Annotated in this window: 14 protein-coding genes; 1 reads left to right on the forward strand and 13 read right to left on the reverse strand. The window is 35.7% G+C overall.

Features of this window, described 5'->3' with window-relative positions; genetic code table 11:
- Positions 1-118: 118 nt before the first annotated feature.
- From FW781_RS04635 to FW781_RS22325, 7 genes are all read right to left on the reverse strand, one after another.
- The gene (locus FW781_RS04635) at positions 119-1,009 is read right to left on the reverse strand and encodes a hypothetical protein (protein ID WP_149386343.1); all 891 of its coding nucleotides are present in this window, start codon (positions 1,007-1,009) and stop codon (positions 119-121) included.
- Between the two features lie 421 nt (positions 1,010-1,430).
- Positions 1,431-1,838 carry a 5-fold beta-flower protein gene (locus FW781_RS04640; protein ID WP_149386344.1) on the reverse strand — a complete coding sequence of 136 codons (408 nt, stop codon included), beginning with the start codon at positions 1,836-1,838 and terminating at the stop codon, positions 1,431-1,433.
- Between the two features lie 235 nt (positions 1,839-2,073).
- Positions 2,074-2,325 carry a hypothetical protein gene (locus FW781_RS04645; RefSeq protein WP_149386345.1) on the reverse strand — a complete coding sequence of 84 codons (252 nt, stop codon included), beginning with the start codon at positions 2,323-2,325 and terminating at the stop codon, positions 2,074-2,076.
- Positions 2,318-5,242: a hypothetical protein gene (locus FW781_RS04650; RefSeq protein WP_149386346.1), complete on the reverse strand. Its 2,925-nt coding sequence runs from the start codon at positions 5,240-5,242 to the stop codon at positions 2,318-2,320. The genes FW781_RS04645 and FW781_RS04650 overlap by 8 nt, the downstream gene beginning before the upstream one ends.
- 407 nt (positions 5,243-5,649) lie before the next feature.
- On the reverse strand, positions 5,650-6,027 hold the full coding sequence (locus FW781_RS04655) for a hypothetical protein (protein ID WP_149386347.1): 378 nt from the start codon (positions 6,025-6,027) through the stop codon (positions 5,650-5,652).
- Between the two features lie 61 nt (positions 6,028-6,088).
- Positions 6,089-6,256, reverse strand: a complete 168-nt coding sequence (locus FW781_RS22320; protein ID WP_172625663.1) for a hypothetical protein — start codon at positions 6,254-6,256, stop codon at positions 6,089-6,091.
- A 372-nt stretch (positions 6,257-6,628) separates the two neighbouring features.
- The gene (locus FW781_RS22325) at positions 6,629-6,787 is read right to left on the reverse strand and encodes a hypothetical protein (RefSeq protein WP_156118456.1); all 159 of its coding nucleotides are present in this window, start codon (positions 6,785-6,787) and stop codon (positions 6,629-6,631) included.
- Between the two features lie 770 nt (positions 6,788-7,557).
- Here FW781_RS22325 and FW781_RS04660 point away from each other — a divergent pair.
- Entirely contained in the window at positions 7,558-8,220 is a 663-nt protein-coding gene (locus FW781_RS04660; RefSeq protein ID WP_047421519.1) for a S24 family peptidase, read from the forward strand.
- Between the two features lie 76 nt (positions 8,221-8,296).
- Here the strand turns inward: FW781_RS04660 and FW781_RS04665 are convergent, their stop codons facing one another.
- The 6 genes from FW781_RS04665 to FW781_RS04690 form a co-directional block, all read right to left on the reverse strand.
- Positions 8,297-9,211 (reverse strand): hypothetical protein, encoded by a 915-nt coding sequence (locus FW781_RS04665; protein ID WP_149386348.1) that lies wholly within the window; start codon positions 9,209-9,211, stop codon positions 8,297-8,299.
- A gap of 113 nt (positions 9,212-9,324) precedes the next feature.
- Entirely contained in the window at positions 9,325-12,852 is a 3,528-nt protein-coding gene (locus tag FW781_RS04670) for a PKD domain-containing protein (protein ID WP_149386349.1), read from the reverse strand.
- Between the two features lie 85 nt (positions 12,853-12,937).
- Entirely contained in the window at positions 12,938-15,940 is a 3,003-nt protein-coding gene (locus tag FW781_RS04675) for a PKD domain-containing protein (protein ID WP_149386350.1), read from the reverse strand.
- Complete coding sequence (locus FW781_RS04680; protein ID WP_149386351.1) at positions 15,940-18,783, reverse strand: hypothetical protein; 2,844 nt, start codon at positions 18,781-18,783, stop codon at positions 15,940-15,942. Before FW781_RS04680 ends, FW781_RS04675 begins: the two co-directional genes overlap by 1 nt.
- A 24-nt stretch (positions 18,784-18,807) precedes the next feature.
- Positions 18,808-21,858 (reverse strand): baseplate J/gp47 family protein, encoded by a 3,051-nt coding sequence (locus FW781_RS04685; protein WP_149386352.1) that lies wholly within the window; start codon positions 21,856-21,858, stop codon positions 18,808-18,810.
- 89 nt (positions 21,859-21,947) lie between these two features.
- Entirely contained in the window at positions 21,948-22,358 is a 411-nt protein-coding gene (locus FW781_RS04690) for a GPW/gp25 family protein (protein ID WP_047378134.1), read from the reverse strand.
- Positions 22,359-22,373: the final 15 nt, after the last annotated feature.

Here is a 22,373-nt window from a genome sequence, read left to right on the forward strand (position 1 = left end):
GATCGCTTTTTTACTGTGTATCAACATCTATGGATACCTATCTCTTTTTGTCAATCTTTATTTTCAATTCACAGAATTTATCTATTGCTTTTGAAAGAAAAACAGATGTGATATTCTTTTATTCTGCTTCTGTGATAATATTCTGATAATCACATTCTATTCTTACATTTCTGGTTTTATCAGTTCCTCCATTACATGGAATGTTTATATTGTTTTGGTTTGAAGCCAGGTAACCTGTCGCTAAAAGCAGATCAGTATCTTCATCATAGACCCTGCATTCTATAGACCTGCCAATTTTCCGAAGGTCTGCTCTATAAAAGAAATTCAAATAATCTCCTATATCATAATGGTCAGTAACAATGTCTCCACTTGTATATTCATGTCCCCAGAGATTTCCTCCCCCATATGTCATATACTCAATAAATACATCAGTTTTATTGATAAACTTAATATTTGTGTTAACAATATTTATTTTTTGTCCATAATTACGCTTGCTTATTTCAAAATAAAACCTTTTACCTTTAAGAGGACCGAAGTCGAACCCATCAGGAATTGAAGGCAGCGTATTTCCAAACAATCGAGACATCATATTATAAAACATATAAGCTGGATCTGTTTCGTAGCGCAAAGCATAATATTCGTTTTCACCTAAATTTTCTGCTGAGAATTTTTTTGCCTTAATGGTGTAAGGTGCACTACCAAAGAAATATTGCTTTACTCCTTCAAAATTACTGCCTTTACCCGCATCAATTATCTGGTCTTCTTCATCCTGTGAGCTTATGACAATTGGAAATTCTTCATCTTCAGTACTATTATTTACGTAACCAATGAATCCGTTATCAATAGCTTCCAGCCTATTGGCAAGAGTTATTATTTCCTTATTGGTAAGACCATCTTCTTTATGTCTCAAAGAATCTATCAGATCAGAAAATTGGTTTTGTGTGGGAGCTTTACCCGTTTCAAAATAGGTTTTTAATTGGTCTCTTGTTGTTAATTTATTTTCTTCCATAATACTTTACTCTTATTTACAATGTATGCTTGTCAGCACAATTATTTTTTAGTCTCAATGATTATTTTATGTTATGTTTTAAAGTTGGGAGCTCATCCTTTTTTAATTCCTGTGAAAAATTTTCGTCCTACGCTGTAGTTGCAGTACCCTTTAGTGATAAGAATTGGATGATGGGTGACTCGATTTCAAAGTTCAAAATTCAGCTTTTTTTTATTCCCGGGAAAGTTTTTTGGCCTCTCTATTCTGTAGCTGCAGTACCTCTTTTTTTCAGAATAATTAAAATAGCCATGCTTCATCAGAATGAGCACTTTTATATCATAAAACCTGGTCCATATCTATAATAAAAAAGGCTCGGATTATAAAATCCAAGCCTTTTTAACTTATATATTTAACGCTAGTTTCTGTTTCGCAGAGTTAATAATTAATCTAATTTAAAGAAGAAATATACTACCGCTGCCCATTCTTTTTTGACTCCCCTGGCATACCCGATCGTACTGTGGCTGCTGTTTTCTACCGTTCCATCATCTTTAATGTAACCAATGGTGGAATGACTGCTGCTTTCTACAGTCCCGTCTTTTTTTACATAACCTACTGTAGAATGGCTTTTGTTTTCGATAGTTCCGTCACTTTTGATATAACCAATCGTGCCGTGGCTTTTATCTTCGATAGTTCCATCATTTTTAATGTATCCCACGGTGGAATGACTGCTGTTTTCTATGGTTCCATCACTTTTAATATACCCTGTGGTGCTGTGACTTCCGGATTCTATAGTTTGAGCACCTACGGAAAGACCGAAGAGCAAGGAACAAAGGAATAGTATTTTTTTCATAATCAATATTTTAATGAGTTATTAACTTTGGTTTATTTGATGTATTCAAAAGTATTGATTATTCTTTTATGTTGGATGTGATACAATTAAATCCAAGCTTATTTTTTTGGAATATCGAGTTTTATTGGAGGAAAAAGCGAAATTTCTATAAGCTAGAAATTTCGCTTTTTGTAAACTAATTTTTAGATATTAAAAACCGCTTTATTTCTAAAGCGGTTCAATCATTTATGAAAATTTAAACTTCTTCTTTGTCTATTATTTTCATGATCTCTTTTGCCTTTTCCTCATCTATAAACTCACCTGGAGTTGGGTCTGGGTAATAGCTATTTATTTGAGGAAATTCATGCCATTGTTTATCGTAATATGTTTCTCCTATTTCTCCTATTTTATCATATACTACTCTTCTGTGTAGTTCTTTGAATCCAGCTTCATCATCATGAACATAAATGAAATCAATTATTTTGATTATTTCTTTTTCTTTATTCATTTTTAAGTAAATCTATATTTTTAGGTGTTTCTATATTTTTATATGCTTCTGCTTGTTTGGCATTATTTGTAGCTTTTAATTCTGCTGTTGCATCAGCAGCTCTTGAAGCTTCGTATAAATCGTGTGTTTCAGATTTTACCCGGAATGTTTCATTTGTATGAAATTGCAACTCAAATTGTTGCCCATTTGGTGTTTCAAAAGTTACATTTAACCCTCTATATGAGCCATCTCCTTGAAACCAGGCATTAAATGCCTTTGTTTTTTTATATCCTTTTGCTTCAAGCTCTTTGACTATTTTAAAATAATTTTCTACATATACTTTTGGCTCAAATGTAATAGTAAATCTAAGGACATCATTCATTTTTGAAGCAACTTTATTTATAGCTTTTTCAATCCCAATCTTTTCTATATGTCGATCCTGAGTTCTATCATAAATCTTTCTAGTTAAAGATTCCTCTCCTTTTATTGCAAAATCCAACCCTTCCATTTTGCCTCCGGTCTCTTTCGCTAAATTTAGTAAATCAGCCTGTACTAATTCTTTTTCTAACTCTGCATTAGCAATTAATTGTTTTGCTTTTTCGTTTGCTATAATATATTTTGGAGTCTCTCCCTCAATATCTTCAGAATATTTTAATCTTTCATCAACCTGTTTAGGCTTTTCTTCAAATATATCACTTTTCTTTAAATTATCATCAATCTCCCGCAGAGCTTTTTCAGATAAATTTTTGGTGATCTCTATTTGCTTCTCATTGGCTCTTTTACCCACTTCTTCTTTGCTGATAAACTTTTCATATTCTTGTAGCACAGCATCACAAGCCTCAGTATCCTTCGCCAATTTCACTCCTTCTTGCATTTTGTTTACTGCCTGTACCTGTTCTTGTATTAAAGCATCTATATGTTGTGGCACTTCTGTACGCAACTCTTGTAGTAGACCTTCTTTATAGGTTTCTATTCCTTTTAACCCTTCAGGTGTCTGACTTATAGCTTTCCAGGTGGTAGCTTGCCCGTTTTGAGTAGTTGCTTGCACGTAAAAATCATCACCTGCTTTATCCAATCTTTCTATAAAAGTTTGAATATCCATTTGGGCCAACTCATTGGCTGTTTGTACTGCATTTTGTTTAGCCTGCTCTCCGCTTTGTATTAAACTTTGTTTATTATTTTCCAGCTCTGTCAAAAATCCGTTCTTCACTGCAGCAAAATTATCGAGACCTATCATCTCTCTTAGTTTAGCTCTAAAGTTTTTTACACTTTCTCCTATTTTAGCCAGTGTTTTTGGGAAATAGGTTTTTGCAATAAAGCCTGCTGCTTTTGCCAGACCCAGCATAGCCAAAGCTACTATAAAATTAGCGCGTGCAGAAGCTGCCTGATTTACATTTTCCTTAAAGGTATTGGCATCTTTAGCTTGTGATGCAGCCTTAATACGTGCTTCAGATTCTAATGCCGACAAAGTGATGGTAGTATATAACAATACTTCTACAATTGTAGCTATAACTGCTGCCACCTCACCTACCCCGGTAAGCAAAGCAATGACAGCAACTATACACACTGCTGCCAGCAACCAACCCGAGATTTTAGCACCTGCTCCCAAACCTGCTGCTAATCGTTGCCATGCATTGACATCTCCATTAGCAGCTTCTTGAATATCTTTTTCTATGGCTTCTGCTGCTTCAGGTGTATTCATCAACGTAGCCGCTTTAGCAAAATCTTTGATAACTTCGCCCGGATGGTCTTTCATATACTGCAATTGCGCTCCAGTCGCTTTTGTAGTCTGTTCTCTGGCTAAATCATACTGGTCGCTTTCAGATATTTTGCCTATTTGGTTTTCATCAAACCCATTCCATGAACCCTCTATTGCTTCCTGCATAGACTGGGGAACATTGGCAGCTTGTGCTTGCTCGCTTAATGCTTTCAGTTCCTCTTTTTTTGCCAAAAATAAATCAACGGCTTTTTCAAATAATTCTATATTGTCTGTAGCTTTCAGTGTAAGAAGTTGGAATAATGCTATATCTTCTTGTGACAGTTGTTTCAATTTTTGAGCAATTACCAATAAACGTTGATAATCTGATGGTTTAAGATTACCTTTTTCTAACTTGATAAGCTTTTTTATTTCATTAGGTAATTTAGCCAGTTCGCTTTTCAATTCTTCAAGGGTTTTTTCCTGGTTGGGTTTAGTGGTATTTTCTTCACCAGATTCTTTACCCGATTTTTCTCCATTTCCTGTACCTTTACCTCCCACGACCCCTTTATAGTCAGATTTCCGGTAATCTGCAGTTCCTCCTGAACTTACAAGCTTTTGTACATATGCATTTTCAAATTCAGGCGTCCAGGAATGATTGACTTCTTCTCCAAAAATCATTCTTTCTGCGTATCGATCCAGCTTATAGTTAGTATCTATACTACGGCGAAATTCATCCGTTTTGTATGTATCGAAATGCAAGGTATACACATCACCTTTGTGCGTTACTCTTTCCTTACCACCTGCCTGAAATACAAGTTCAGGTGCAAGAATTTGACTTTCAGCTGTTTGTTCCTTCGGCTGATATGTTTCAGGTTTAACATCATGATAATCTTGTACCTGATTGATATTCAAGGCAAATAGATAGCCTTTTTCCGCATCTCTGGTTTCCGGATGGTTGGGATCTCCAGTTTTTGCTAAACTTTCCTGCTGCTTTTTATACATTATTTCCGAGCCCTGATCGTAAATGGTTTGTGAACCATGAACCATCGGGGTAGTACCATTGGCACCAACTGTATTATTATTAGAATTTCCTGATCCCTTTATAATATTCAGATTGCCAGATTTTGGTATTTGTACACCACTCACCTTTGCCTCTGATTGATGAACAACCACAGGCTTATTCTGTCTTTGATTTTGGTGGGCTTTGTTGTCTTTTTCTACAGGTTTTGCTGCTTTCATTGACTTAGTTTTTTAGTTTCATATTGTTTAAAAGACCTATAGGCACAACCAAAATATTGTGCCTTATAGGGTGCCTGCCGGGTTAGAAAAATCATACCGGGTGAGGTAGATTCTTTAAGAATGTAAGTAAATAGAAATGGTATTTGACTTTGAGAAACAGGCAACACTGAACCATTTCCTAGTTTGTTCTCTTGTTTTGAATTTTCAGTTTTTTTTAAGTTTGGTAATTCACTCTTTTTCAGGTAAATTATCTGTTTAGTGACTGATTCTTTATGTTGCAGTAAATATCAGAGTACCAGGATAAGTTGACATTTTTATATTCATTTATCCACTCTGTTTCCTTTAGCTGCTTCTTTATGTGATTTCCAGAAAAATGGTCACTTTCGTTTTCATTACGTTATTGGTTATTAGTTCATACCCTCATTTTTTTCTTCCTTCTCATCAGAAGATCGATCTGTATTGGAACCATATCGGTTTTCAATAAGAAGATTCACTGCTTTATCAATCCAGTTAGGCAGATTATTAGTGATCATTTTCAGAAATTTATCATAACCGTATCCCAGTACAAACAATACTCCTGTTGAATACCATTTGTCATGCAATTCAGCTCTGTTCATTAAATAGCTCATTGTAAAACCCACAATCACCACGATTACCAATGTGATAAAGTGTTCCCATGGCTGTTTTTTCTCTTTATTTTGTATGGAGACCAGTACCCTTAATAATCCTCCTGAAAATGCTATTGCAGTTCCGATCAAAAGGGCTTTTATACTATCCAAATTCATTCGTTTCCTATTATATTATTTATTAAAATTTTTGATTTTCCAACAACTTTCAGATGCTTACTTATTCCTGAGACAGGATGTACATATCATCTAAAAATTTTCGGATTTTCCGGATATTATCACTCTCATCTGCATACGCCAGTTCATCAATAAGATCGCTGATATCTCTACCTTGTTTCTTTAGTTTTTCTTTTCCTTTTTTCTTTTTTTTATTTTCTTTTTTTTTCATGGTTTCCAGAATTTATTAAATGAATAATTTCTTTTTAGTTTTTTAAGTTAATTTCCCTTCCAATACAGTAAGACCAAACGGTTTCTTTTTAAAACTCGTGTTTCATGTAAAAACAATAGAACTAAAAAGCAAAACCGTTTTTCACCTTACTATTTTATACTTATAATTTAAATTTGAGAAAGATGTCAGGACAGCCCTTCAATCTGATGCACAGGTCTACTGAGGGTACAGCGAATCTTTTTTATCTTTTTAGAATGAATAATTTTTAGGATATGAATCGTAGGTACACATTATCTACAAACACTATCTTACTGATATTCAAATTACACTATATTAAATGCTAATAACTGAGCTTTCTTTCACAAACCATCATTATGGCTGAAGAATGATATTATATATTGTTCTTTCGGACAGGAACAACATTTCCATCAGCTCATTCACAATGACTTTCATCTGTTTATCCTGATTACGTCTTACATAATCAATGACAAAATCTTTTCTTTTTTCGACTAATTCTTTACTACGTTTCATATTCTATGGTTAAAAGTTTTTTGGTTAAAAAGTTTTTTTTTGAGTCAGACAGGTCTTCCTTTTCTTACTATTGACCGTTTCATTAAGTCATAAGAAACCCTAAAGACGAATATTCCGCCTTTTAAAAGATGTCTAATTCAATTATTTAATTTTGTTTTTTTAGAAGCCGGTACCAGGTATTTCCCAATAAAAATCTTACCCTGACTTCTTTATTCTAAATTTCATTTGCCCTTCAGGATGTATTAGCAGCTTTACTGACAACTATAATTAATCGATATTTTATATGCCGAACAGTAATCTTATTCTACATTTTGGACTTGTTTTTTATTTTCAGGAAAAACAAAGAGCAGAATGACTGCTTTTATTCAGATGTCAATCAAAAAAATAAACGCATTTTTATCATTAATCAAGTAAAAATCAAACGAACAAAAATCAAATAAACCCATATTTAAAGCGCACTTTTTACATTTTTAAAGTTATTCATAATGTTTTCTATTTCAATTAGCACCGGATAAACCAAAAAAGGAAAACATCTGTATTTTAAACATACCACATGAAAAAATAATTTTTAACTTTTTTAATTACAGATAATTACAAACAAAAAGCAACATTTTAAAATATTAAAAAAATATTAAATTTTAAATATAATTTTGTACATTTGTACTGTTCCATTTTAATGACGAAACAAATATACGAACATTGTTCGTTTTTCAAAATAAAAACGAACATTTTGTTCATTTTTTTTTACAAATAACTATAAACATATCAAAATGAACTATTTAGAATTCAAAGAAATCAGAAAGAAACTAAACATGAAGCAGGCTGATATCGCAAAATCTATAGGAGTGGGCACCAGAGCCGTGCAATATTGGGAAAAAGGCGAACGAAAAATACCGGAAACAACGGCTTATTTTGTCACTAACTTATTATTAAAGCAACAGGAACTCAATGATGACAGCGCCTCTCCGGTTGTTTTTTCGGATTTAAAGATTATGCACGTTCCACTGGCGAATCAATACGCACAAGCCGGCTATCTTAGTAATTTTGCTGATGAGGAGTATATAGAAAGCTTACCCACTATTCCTTTTACGGACGATGTAGAGCACCGGGGTGAATATATGTGCTTTGAAGTGAAAGGAGACAGCATGGATAACGGATCGTATGAAAGCTACCTGGAAGGAGACATTATCTTATGCAGAAATATCAGACAGGATTACTGGATGAGCAAGCTGCATTATGACAAGTGGGATTTTGTAATCGTACATAAAGAGAAAGGAATTTTAGTAAAGCGAATCGTTAACCACGATGTTGAGAAAGGTCTTATTACTCTTCATTCTCTGAATGAATATTATGAGGATTTCGAGATCCACCTGAAAGACGTTGCAAAGCTTTTCAATATTATAAGTACAAGACGTAAAAACAACAGAAGATAATTGCCTGAGTGAATAAAATCCTCAATTTCTTGAGGATTTTATCGGGGCATTTTGGATAATTATCGTGTGAGATATTCTAATAACACTTCACGTCGCCTTCAAGAACCTCTATTTCACCCGTTTCTGGCTTTACCCGATAGATTAAGCTTGGATTAAAGTCCGAATTGGATCTTAGGAATCTTATCCATCTTATTCCACTTTTTTTGAGGTTTTCAGGTGCATTTTGCTCAAAGTCTCTTATATTGTCCGGTATTGCAGGCTTACCATTAGTAAGACAAATCAAGCTCCCTACATCTGGCCGAAAAGGCTGTAAAGTTACTTTCATCTTCCAGGCAGGATCTGTTCCATAACAAAGAGCATCTTTGTTCCGATCATCTACACCAGACAAGCAGTAAGCTTCTACTCCCCATATTCCAGAGTCAAATTCAACAGAATCTGACCACTCCGAAACTCCTTCCGGTCTGCAATATTTCCTTATTCTTATGTATAAAGTAGTTTTATCAGGAATATTTCCATTTTTCATGTCAATATTTTCAAATTGGGTATAATTAGTATCACTAAAACCCACCTTTGAATAAATAATATCTTCATCTTTAAAGCCAGGATCTTTTGCGATCTGATATTCCAATGCTGCAAGATTGGTGGTAGTATCCACCCAGTAATTCATTACAATCTGGCCATCCTCCTGCACTTTTATTTCATAAATCTTCGGTACATAACAAGAAGATGAAGTACATCTCCCAACGTTCAAAGAAAACCCTCTCTTAGTAACAACCCCATCTACCGCCAGTTTAACTTCCAGATCGTATGTACCTGGAGCTTGAATATCATTCTGAATATCATTAAGCTTTATTGTATTATCAATTGCAAGCAATTGCTTTATATCATGGGTGGGGCCTGGCGGATTTAGATAAGTCACAGTCGCTTCCGTTATTGGTGAAGAAGATTCATATTCTATTCTGAATGAAGCATCACATTTTGCTGCTGCCATTGTATTATGTTTTTATTGTTATTATTTATTTTTTCTGGTAATTAAGGGGTGTTATCATTATTCTAAAGACAAACACCCCTTTATATTAGATATAGCATCAGGAAATATCTTCCTTACTCCACTATTATCTCTGCTACATCAATTTCAAAGGCATCACTATTAGCATCCTTAACCAAAATCTGGAATTTATATCTCCCAACGACTAACTCTTTGATTGTCAAAGTTGCTTCATTAACATTCTCAAGTATTACATCCGGACCTTCTAGTTTGCTCCAAAAATACAGAAGCTCATTCGCTCCGCTCCCCCATCCTTTTAATCCCAATTGCCTAATAGGTAAATTAGATAAACGAATGTTTTGATCTCCACCGGCACCAGCTGTAATCTTTTGTAACTCAACAGGACAGCAATTTTTATCAGGGAAGCTAATGCTGTCTATCACAACCGTTGGGCGATATTCATTTTTATAGGAAAGAATATTTGAAGTTACTGTATTATTTTCTCCATCTACTACAACCGCTTTATATAAGTTTGTACCCACCGCATTTATAGAGTCTGTAAATGTCGTCCCTGTAAAATTGCCAATAAATAAATTCCATACAGCCCCATTATCAGTACTTTTATGAATCTGAATGTCGGTAATATCACCATCAGTATCGCTTGCTAAAACATCAACCACATAACTACAAGCAGGCTGTGTACATACCCTATCTTCAGTTCCTGAAGTATCATTCCATCTGATTGATACTGCTGGTGGATGATTTTCTTTTTTATAAGACAGAGTATTTGAAGTTGTTTTATTGTTTTTCTGATCAGTAACAATCGCTCTATACAACTGTGTACCAGCTCTATTTATAGCATCTGTAAATGTTGTCCCAACAAGATTGCCAATAAACAGACTCCATGTAGCTCCATTATCCGTACTTTTAAAAATCTGAATAGTTGCAATATCTCCATCCGGATCAGTTGCATAAACGTCAATTGTAAAATTACAAACCGCCTGTCTGCATAACCTGTCCTCAGTTCCTGAATTATCTTTCCATCTGATCAATGCTGTAGGTGGATGATTATTCTGATCTTTTATAATTCCAATATCATCAAATCCCGGAAGACCCTGAGTATTTTCTGCTTCTCTACATGAACCTACTAAACCGAATCTAATGGAGTATTTACCTAAAGGCAAGGTGATTGTTCTTCGCGGGCGGAATGATCCTGCTTCATAATGCCATCCATTTCCAGGGTCATTTGAATCATAAATATTCAAGCCTGTTATTCCGGAAAGATCTGAAGGCAAATCCCAGTCAAATGTGAATGTCTGGGTATCATCACCATTATCAACAACTGTATATTTAACATTTGAAATCACCGGACACTCTTTGTCCAGAGGTAAATTTACAGTCACCATATCAGTACAGCCATTGCCGATCACTTTTACTTTTACTACCGGAATCATTGATGGATCCAGATTGTAATATTTATAACTCAGATATCCATTTTCATCAGGATTCATAGGAAGCCAAACATCAGTACCCAGGAAATCCCAGCTGTAAGTATAGTCGGCAAAGTTTGCTCCGGAAACTTTAAAGTTTACTATTGTTGCCTTTGAATCTCCTCCAGGATAAATGATAGGTTGAACGACTTCTACTTTTATATCCGGTTCTGAAATCACCTTAATGCTGCAGTCAGTAGGTTTCTCATTTACAGTAAAGGTAATTACCTGGCCATGGAACTGATCTTCCACAGACTTCGGATCGAAGAAATATTGTCCTTTGATAAATTTCACACCGTCACCAACACTTGCTTTTACCACTCCACTCATAGGGGATACTGTAAAAGGTATAGGACTGGCCTCAGCACAGATAACAGAAGTTGGCAAGCTTAATTTAATGATCGATTTCGGAGTACAGCATATGTATGGAAGTGAAAAGTCTGCAATAACTTTCGGGTCTTTTATGGAACCATATACCATGATAAAAGTTCCTCCCGTTTTAACTCCCCGCTTATGTTCCAATCCGGAATTTTTTTCTATATATTCATTGAAATATGCTTTCGACAGATCTTTATTTCCTTTTAATTCTTCTAAAGATAAAAGCATAATATCAAATCCCAGTTGCTGCTTATCCTTGATTTCCTTTATCTGTTCAAAAGCGATTCGGTGATCCATCCCCTGATGACCTTCTATATTATAAAACGAATTGTTATCTATATTGAGATGTAAAGGACTTACCTGTTCGGATTCCCCTATTAATACCCACTCGGTATCAAAGGTAAAATTACTGCCAGATGACCGGTTGCTTGTCTTATCAAAATTCCATGTTTTTAAAAATTCTTCTGTAGCCCGGTAGTAAAAAGGAACCGCCTTATTGCCCAAAGGATTTAATATTTGTGATGGAGTAATTTTAACGCGTTCCTTACCTTTAATAATACTATCAGGATCAAAACGTCCCACTTGCTGATTAAAACGATTGATTAAGGTTTTAACTTTTTGGGTTGCTTTTTCACTGTCTAAGACAGGCGAATTATAAAACTGATGTCTTGAAGAATCCAATTGGGTATCCGAGATTAATTTTCCAAGCATGATGTGTTTGGGAAAAGAAACAAAATCCGGAAGACATTTGGTAAATGCTTTAGGAAGTAATTCTATAATTTCAGCATAGGTATCCATCAAATCCTTTACTACATCATAAGCATACTGAAAACCAAAATCCTGGTTAAAAATCTTTGTAAATGATGTTTTAAACATTTCATGACCAGCTGTTGAAATACCTAATATTTTACCAATTGCTGCAATTCTTTCAAAGACGATTTTACCGTAATCATCCTTGTCCAAAGCCTTAATATACTGTCTTTTTAAATCGGAAGCACTTACAATTTCGTCTGCAACAAACTTCTCTAAAATAATCCTGTTTTGTTTTACAGGCTCCATAATTCCTTCTATAAACAAAGGATGAGGCTGAAGATTATCTTTTCTTTTGGGCTTAACCTCACCGGTTATGGGATCAGGAAGAGTAAAACCATCCTCTCCAAGAATATGAGTGATACCACTTGCTGTAGTAACTAATACTTTGAGGTTTCTAATCTGCTGTATACCATGATTATCACAGTCAACTCCTCTACAGGGTTTAACCTCTTTTTCATAATCCTCCAGATACAGCAGCAGGTATTTGTCTTCTAAATTTGACAGGGTATTAATGGGCTGAAAATCCGATCTTGCTTCCTGAGCTGTTGCCAGTTCCCAGAGTTCAATCTGCTCGGTTCCTTCATAGAATGCCGGATATTTTACTTTAAAATTATCGTATGCTTTACAATGCGTATATTCTTTATTGTCTAAGTTGATGGTTTTTAAATCACTCACATACAAATCCTTACTTACCTCACTTGTATTACTTAAGGTAAGCAAATCCCCATCAGTTGTTACAGCCGCCCCCTGAGAGAGCTGTATCTTGTCTAAAAGTCTGTTTTTATAAATAAGTTTGGGTTTGAGACCACATACAACACCTACCCCCTGCAGCAGCACTCTGGACAAACGGTCCTGATCTTCGAAAGAGTCCAGAAACTCATTGAACTGATCGGGATCTTCCAGATACTGTCCTTTACTGAACTTTCGATATTGAACGGTTATATTACTTAATTGATTATTCATTATTGTTCATTTTTAATGATTTATTAAGGTCTTTTAATAAACTTCACAGACAATCTGAATTGTCTATGAAGTTATTATCTGACTATTATTTTGTCACTCCTGTACAAGGGTTTATTTTTAGGAAATTCCCATTTGGATAGCCTTTATAAATAGGAACTATAGCGTTTGCTAAGAAGATTTCTGTATAAGCAACATCCTGATGACAACCTGTTGGTGGTCTGTTACTAGGAGGTAATGCACATTCCAGTGAAAACTCTACAAAGCCATCCAATGATTGTGATGCCATTTGCTTAGCTTCAGCCTGAGTGATCGTAATTTCATTATATCTGCTCAACGCAGGAGTACCAGGTTTATGATTACCTCTATCCTGATTACCTCCTGTATTACTTAAATGTATATTTCCAACAAAACCAGGGTATGGATTGATTCCTCCTATCACAAGCCCGTTTCCTTTTAAGTTGAAAGTAGCATCATTACAAACGTGGCCCTGGTCTACATCATCTCTGTACTGAATAACTACTCTCATACCACTTAAACATGCAATAGTGGATTGACCTTTTAATTTAAGCGGAGCTAATTTGTACACCGTACTACAACCATTAGCATTGGTTACTGTAAGTATTGGATTGAAAGTTTTTTCTTGTCCGGCAACCAGCTTATACACATGGATTTTTTTGTTAGCAGGCGCCTCGTTATGCTGTATTGGAGTACCATCATCAAAATTCCAGGTAAATGTAAGACCTGTAAAATCCCCGGCAACATTAAATTCAACCGTAGCATCAGGATTGTTTGCATTCTCATCCATAGTAGGAGCATCATAGCTCACAGTACCTGTAGTAACAGATACATTGGGTTGTGCATATACAACCATCTGTGCTTCCACCGGATCATCATCCACGGTAAACGTAATGGTTTGTCCAAAATAAGTTGCATTCACCAACCCTGGATCGAAGAAGCTCTGACCTCCGGATTGTGTAACCGCTGGAATCTGAGTACCATTTACAAATGCTTTTACCTGTCCGTCTGTCGGAACAATTGTCATAGCAATCGGAGCATCTTTCTGACATAGCTTGCTGCTCGGTAATGACAGGAATGCAGGATCTTTTTTAGAACAACATAAGTAAGGTAACGAAAAGTCTGCAAGAACCTGATTATCAGCTTCAGAATAATAAACCAAAGCAATAGTTCCGCCCGGTTCTACTCCGCCCCTGTGCTCCAGTCCTGATTTTCGCTCCAGAAACTCACTTAAAAGTTCACTTACAACATCATCTTTTTTAGGATCTTGTTTTACAACGGTAATTCCTTCAGGTGATCCTTCTTTTGAGAATTCGGCCTGGTTCAGCAGTCTTAACTGCTCATCCAGTTTAGAGATGTTCAGTAAAGTATTTTGTGAATTGAATGTCCTGTTGCTAACATCACTGGAAATGGACACCAGCTGCTTTCTGAGCTCGTCTATCGATACTGTTTTTTCTCTGACTGGCGGCTCGCTGCCAGGTTTTTCGCCTTTATCCAGGACCAATGCAATGACATCAAAAGCTAATCCGTATTGTGTTTTAAGATCATTGATGTTTTGCAATGCTGTTTTATAAGGCATTCCTAGGTGACCTTCAATTCTATAGAAATCATTATTGTCAATGTTATAATTCAGCGGATTCTGAATAAAATCTTCTCCTGCCAGATTGGTTGTATGATAACTTAGATTGTAAGCGGCTCTATCGGTTTTTGCTTTTTCAAAGTTCCACTGAGCCAATAAAGGCTGATCCACATTATAGTAATAAGGTATTGCCTTATTACCCAGCCTTACATTGAGATTGGAAGGTGTAATTTTAATGCGTCCGATATAGGTTTGAAATCCATTGATTTTCTGAACAAAACGGTTGGCAAGCATTACAACTCTTTCATAATTCTCATCATCATTGGTTGTTACAGGTGAATTGTAAAATCCATGACGTAAAGGGATGTACTGCCCTAATTCCTGTTTTGCTCCTACAGGACCTAACATCAGGTGTTTCGGGAATGAAGTAATATCCGGGCAACATTCAGCGTTCAGATGCAGGATCAGATCTTTTATTTCATTGTAGGTATCAATCAAATCCTTCAGTAAATCATATCGGTATTGATAATCCTCCAAACCTGTTGTCGTCATAGACAATAAGGAATTCAATTTATCGATAAGCGTTTGCCCTCCCAGGTTGACACTCACGTTAAAAGTATCTGCAATAGAGTCAAAGCCCTGGCTTAAATCTGCAACAGCAGTGATTGATTCTTTGAATTTTGTTTTTAATTGTAAAGCTGTTTTAACTTCGGTATCCAAAATAACTCTTTTGGCCTGGATGTTCGGTAAACTGTCAAAAAGCTTTTCATAGGTATTGTGCTGTTTATAAATAGCATCTTTTGCATCACCTTTCGCAATAAGCTCTGAAACAGATGCTGAATCTGCCAGAAGTACTTTAAGATTAGAAACCTGCTCCGCTCCGTTATTGTCACAATCTGCATCCTGGCAAGGATTCTCATCATTGGAATAACTTTCTAAATACAGAATTACAATTTTATCATTTAATGAACTACGAATATCCATTACCTGTTTAAAATCTCCTGCATTAGCTCCTTCGTTCACTAACTTTGTATACTCTTGTGTTGTAAACAATTCCAAAAGAGGAATTTGCTGCCCTCCGATACGAAAATGTTCATATCCTACGACATCAATATAATTTCTATAATATCTGTAATTTTTAACCTGGAAATCAATGGTAACCTCTGAGTTTTTACTTCCTGCCTGGCGCAGTGTTATTAAGTCTCCATCAGTAGTCACCCCTGCTCCTTGTGTAATAGCAATTGTATCAAAAGAAATCTCAAGATCTTTATCTCCGGGTCTGGCTGTTTTTTCTGCTAAAGCAGGTGAGATTTCAAGCTCTACATATTCCGATTGAAAACCACATACTACCCCTACACCGCTCAGACGGGTTCTTGATAGTCTGTCCTGATCTTCAAAATAATCTATAAATTCGTTTAATTGCCCTTCTGTTAACGCCTGGTTATCGTTGAACTTTCTATATTGGGTCGTTACATTGTCTAATTTGGTATTCATTATTTTTCAATTTTTTTTGATAAGTTCGATTGTCCTAATATGATTTTTCCATCCAGAATGTCACTATCGCTGGCATCGCAGTCCAAAAGCCTTCCCGGTCTGTAAATATTGTTCAAATGGCTAAGAGCCGTCAATAAATCCGTAATGCTGTTTCCGAGATTCACAATATTGTTTCTTGACTTATCTGAAAGGTATTTTTTAAAGGCTGCTTCAAATTCAGCCAAATCATTCTGAGCGGTTTGTTTTTCACTCAAACGATCGCCTACCCAGCAAATTTTTGCTAAAACATGAGCCGGAATTTCCTGTCTGATCACTGTTTCTGCATAACGCCTGAAATCAGGATCCTGGAATCGGTACGCAAAGCCGGGAAGAACAACACTCACCCTGTAAGAGTAAGGGTCAAAAACATCTGTTTCGCAGCCTTCTTCACACGAAGACATAAAGGCTTCCGAATATTCTATCGGATCTGTTGCAGGACTTTCTTCTTCCAGATCATACATGATTCTGAAAGTACCTCCGACAGACATGCAGCCAATACCTCCCATGAGTTTATAATCTTTAGTGGTTGGCTTTAATAATAAATGCTCAACAAGGAAAATACCCTCTTCTGTAAATTCATATTTGAAATAATTAATCGTCTCTTCAATTCCTTTTTTCAGGTCTTTCAATTCTGAATAAGGATTGGTCTTTTTGTGAACAGCAATGACATTTTGTTGATCATCCAGAATTTCAAAATAATAGTTCCCTCCTAATGAAACACGGATTTTTATATTTCCAATTAAACAGAAATCCTTTTCACAGTTTTTCAGTTTTTCTAATGTCTCTGCAGGATTATTCTCATCCAGTGTAGCTAATGCATTTTCAAGATCTTCCTGATCGATCTGAATGGTCTGATAAATGGCTTCATTCAGATTTTTGATTGCAATGTGCTCAGTCGTGTAGCTGTTTACAGACGATAAGATAATATTGTTATCAGTATCTTTTATCTTCCAGGTATACGTTTTTTTACCGGCATTGTCTATCGTTTCAATGATTGATACCGGCGACTGAGATAAGTTTCTCTGGGTATAATCTTTAATTCCCAACAAACGGGCAATTCTTTTCTGAACACCGGAAATATTACTGGTATTCCACAAATCTGAATCTCCGATCAGTGTGTAATTATACCCTAATCCTCTGTCTTTACTTAATGATGAATATTCTTTTAAGAAATTTTCTTTGTTCCATAAGACAATTTCATCGGTAGATTTACCATACAGGGATTTCATTAAGAAAGTATAATCACTGAATGTTTCAGCAAAACGGGAAATCAGGTGGTCCAAGACTTCATTTCTACGTTCCACGCTGTTATCCAGCTCTTTATACAACGAATCTGTAAGCTGATCGTCATTCTCAGTATCATAGCGAGAAACCAGTTTATCAAACCCTTTAATATTCTTAAGAGCCTGGGTAAAAAAGGTTCTTTTTAACTTACCATTGATGCTTAATACTTCTTTAACTTTTTCAAGATGTTTGAAATAGCCGGCAAGGATCTGATCAAAAAATAACAAATACCCTTTCATCTGTTTAGCCAAAGCTTCTCTCTCCGGGGATTGATTTCCTATAATTCCTGATTCTCCTACGCCATAAGTATCCGGAAATTCATTCAGAATAGTAGCATAGTTCGCAATATCATATGAAGTTCCTTGCGGTAAAGCCAATTCTTTATTCTGTCTTGCATCCTCTCTGAGTACTTCTTCTTCCCTTTTAAGAGTTTCTAAGTAATCCTGAACTTTTTTGTCATTGATATTTAACGGAAGAGATCCTTTACTGTAACTGAATGAACTCAGCTCACACAGTTCCGGTTTTCTGCCTTTTTCAATGCAGATCAGCCAGTCGTTATTTTGCTTGATCACACTGTCACAACCTGCAATAGAAACGTCGTGAATTTCTTTTACCCCTTCAATCTTCATGATTTCACTGATGATATCGGAAAGACGAACTTCTGTTCTTAACTGGCTGTTTCTAAGCTCTTCAGTATCGATAAAACCGTTATCCAAAAGAGGTCCTTCAAAGATCTGATCTGTAGTCAGGCCTTTGTCCAGCATTTGCTTCAGTGAATAAAAATGAACCTCAGGAGAAAGATAATTATTGATCGTTCTGATTACTTTAGCATGCACCAGTTCTTCATCTGCTTTGCTCACAAGTCCGATACGGGCACATACTGCAACTTTCTGGATTTCAACTTCTTTAATTTCCGCCAGATCTTCGCAAAGTCCTCTATTGGCATGGTAACTGTCTAAAATTTTGATATTGACATTAGATTTTTCACATCCGATACCATCCGTATCAATATCTTCAGCATAGTCTACATACAGGTCATACAGTCCTTTTACGTCAAAGCTTTGTGTTTTTTCTCCGATAGGTTTAAAGTCTAAATCCCCGGTTTTGCAATCAACGTATAATTTTTCATTTTTAGGGATTAACCAGCAGTTACGGATCGGTCTTTTAAGACTTCCTGCCATGTTAATATCTATAAACAACTTTCTGTAGTCCAGTTCGTTTAAAGGTCTTGAAGGCAAAATTTCTGCAGCCTTTAAAAACTGGGTATGAATGTCATTTTTTACATCATCAGATGCCAAGATATCTTCCATGTTCAGATTCATTCTCATCCCAAGATCCGTTATGGCATAGCTTAAAACTTCCAACGTGGTGATACCAGGATCATGAGAGTTATAATCGGTCCAGAGTTTTCCTCCTAACTTTTCAATGTATTCAATTCCTGTTTTGCGTAGAAAATGAAAATCTGTCTGATCCCCGGTTTCTATATTTTTTGATATACTAATATGTTTATTTTCTGACATGATTATGTTTCTTCTTATTTATTATTAAATACATACCTGCTCTGTAATAGTGACAATGTGCTGTTTGGCAGATACCAGAATTGATTTTGGATCCACTTCGATTAAAGACTGCCTTTGCGGGACATTATTCACCAATATTTTAATATCATCAATGTAGTCTACATAATACAGCTGCTCCAGATAGTTAACCAACTGATTCACATTCAGCTCTACATTAAAATCAATATTTTCGGAGTCTGTAAAAGCCCAGGGCGATATGTATTTTTTAATATCTTCGTCCAGCTGTTTGGTGTAAAATGTTTCGTCATACTGTTCAAAGAACTTGACTTTTGTTTCCACTTTCGCTTCTTTGTAATTAGGATTAATTACCTGAGCTTTCACATGCATTGTATTTAATTCATTTACATAATTCTGAATCTTATTCAAAGAAGCTCTGCTTACTCTCGGCTGATACACGTCAAAAGCATTTTTATTTTTAATATTCGGAACTACCATCAGAGTTACATGGCCCGGGGCCATATAGGATGTTTCGGAAGTATGATTTAAACATTTTACTTTAAAGACTTCCGGGAACTCCTGTAATACCAAATGTTCATAATCCCATTGTGTAATAGCTCTGTGCTTGTGTCTCAATCGTTCACTCACCCGTCTGTAAAACTCCGTGTCAGTTTCTTTGTATTTACCGTCAAACGAGTTGTAAGGCTGGCTCACCGATTTTACCTGGGGAACTCTTGTGATAAGTTTAGCAATAGTTTTTGCTTCCAGTCCGTTATTAAGGTGAGACAGGTCATTGTCCTGATTCTGGAATGTCGCTAAAACAGCCTGAGTATAGATTCCCTGAATTTTACATACTGCATCATAACTTCTTTGCGATTTGGCTCTGATCCAGACTAATCCGTCGGTAAATCTTGTGTGGCTTTTGTCAACATCTTTAGGCACTTTAAACTTGACAATGCCTGATTCAAGGAACTTTCTGGTCTCGTTCTGCAGCATATAATCCGACAAACTCATCCATGTATTGTTTGAAAGGATATGCCATTCTATAAATTCTTTTTCCAGGAAGGTCTCCACCAAAGGATTTTCACTTCCCTCCAGCATTTGAATCAATAGTGAAACTGTTGTCTGAGGCATTGCTTCCAAACCGATGTATAATTCACCTCCATTTTGGTGTACAGGTACAATGCTGTTGGTTTCAACTTCTTTTTCATATTGTCCGAATACATCTTCATGGTACAGCTGTACTTCTTTATTTTTTGAAGCTTCTCCGGCTGATTTTCTTTCCAGGTATGAATATGCATTTTCTTTTGCGCTATAATTCAGCTCTATATCTTCGGCAAAAGGAATATAAGGTTCGTTGGGAATAAGCTTTTTTAAAGTGGGATTACTTGATAAGGCCAATGTATATAGTTTAGGATATACATCCTGTAATAATGACTGATTAAGGGTCAACCTGATGGTCTCACTTGTCCCTGCCTCATTACTTGTATTATTTACAGAGAATTGGACTTTATAAGCATCTCTTACTTTACTGAATACATTAATATCATTCGCTTTTTCATACCAGATTTCCTTATCCAGTAGGGCTACATCGGCCTTAAAGTAACCATCAGAACCTACGATTGAGGAGTTTTTTAAGGATTCAAAATCATTTAAACTGATGTTTTGATTAGGCTGAATGACATATCCGCTATATAAATCTTTTATAGAATCCGGTGCATTCTTCCAGTTGATCGTAATGTCTGCGTTCTGCCATTTTTTGGAAAACAATTCAGGACATTTAATATAAAAATTAGATCCTTTAACAGGTTGTGCCGTGAAAGGATAATAAGGCTTTTCTGAATTTAATGCCCCATTATCATTTTCTATCTGAATTGATTTTACTCCTTTTACATCAACTGCTATTTCTATGTTTTTTATTAATTTCTCTGAAAGAGCTTCATATATATCGTAGTATTTTTCTCCCTCAATCATTAGCCTTACAACCGGAAAGCTGGTTTGAAATGTTTCTGCCAGCACTTCTTTGTTATATTTTACAACGGCCGGAAAATCTTTAGCTAATGTAAAAGAAAGTTCTAATCTAGTTTCTTCGTTTTTAATACATTTTAAAGCAATACCCGATAACCATTCTTTTTCTCCGCTGCAAAGCACTTGGATATTATTCTCAATCTCTGTTTTTGAAAGATTTTGTAATTTCTGGGTTGAATTTTTATTAAAATCGATCTTAAGAGTGACTGTACGTTCTCCTTCTTTTAAATCAAATAATGAAGAGGCTATTGAAAAGCCTAGCTTAGCTTTTGGAAGTTCTTTATAAATAGATTTATTTGAAACAGTTTCATCAGAATTATATCCGAACGGCCACCAGTAGTTACCGTCTTCCGGCAGTTTGTCTCCCATCCCATCGGCAGAGTTGGCAACCGAAGCCATTTTTAGTTCTCTCTTTTCCGCATCATTTAAGAAACTTTTGATTTCCACTACTTTGGCCTGATTGGCAATAAGTTCATCACCTGTTGTGTAGATTCGTTTTTTTCCGTCAGCGTCTTTACCTCCATCCAGCAATGTACCGGCAGGAATTTTTTCCTGAATCGCTTTTTTGGCGAGTTCAAAAATCACATAGACCTTGTCTGATTTGGCGTCATTTTTCTCAATCTGAAGAATTTCGTTGTAGTAGAAATCCAGGTGCCTTTTAGTCAGATTATTGAAGGCTTTTTTTGAGAAATCTAATAATTTTAAAAAGCAGACAAATAATGTCAGGTGAGGGGTCAGGCTGCTATCCTGTTCAAACTGGGACATCAAATCTGTAACCTGTTTTTTCATACTTTTATACTCAACGCTTTCTCTACGTGGGATCGCATTGGCATCATCACCCAGGAAGAAGTTTCCCCAGTTTCCTTTTGGTGTTGTATTATCACCTTTGTCAAAATAGTTTACACGTTGAGCAAAATTGTTTGCGAATAATAGCCAGTCAAACAAATCGAAATCGTGTAACTCAAGATTCCCAGGATCTAATTCTGCTAAAAAGCGCTGCATTTGTGATTTTCCTTCACGATAATGTGAAAATGTATCTGTTTTTTTCATTTGTTTATATTTATCTTTCTATGGTCAGATGCAATACTTATTGTAGTGTTTGGTAGTATTCAAAATGGCTACAGACATCCCGTAATTCATTATATTTCGGTAGCTTCTCCTTTGTAAAAAGGGAAAACCATATTGCTTCTTGTATTAGTATTTCTTACTTCGTAGTCAACCTGTATCAAAACTTCTCCCTGAAGCTCTTCCTGAGTGTCAATTTCAATACTCAGAATGTTGATTCTGGGCTCATGATATAAAATAGCACGCTCAACGATTCCTTTCATCTGGGTAATCAGCGTTAAGTCCAGCGGTTTAAAGAGCATTTCCTGCAGGTCACACCCGTAGTTGGGGAACATTACACGTTCACCTGGGCGTGTTGACAATAAAATCTTAAGGCTGTTATTGATGTCTTCAACATCTGTGGTCATGGCCAGTTTTCCTTCAGTCTCGTTAAACTCAGGCGGAAAACTCCAGCCTGTTCCTAAAAAATCTGTATTTATTTTCATACGTTATTTGTTATA

Origin of the sequence: Chryseobacterium panacisoli, assembly GCF_008274625.1 — a bacterium.
In the GTDB taxonomy this organism is placed as follows: Bacteria; Bacteroidota; Bacteroidia; order Flavobacteriales; family Weeksellaceae; genus Chryseobacterium; species Chryseobacterium panacisoli.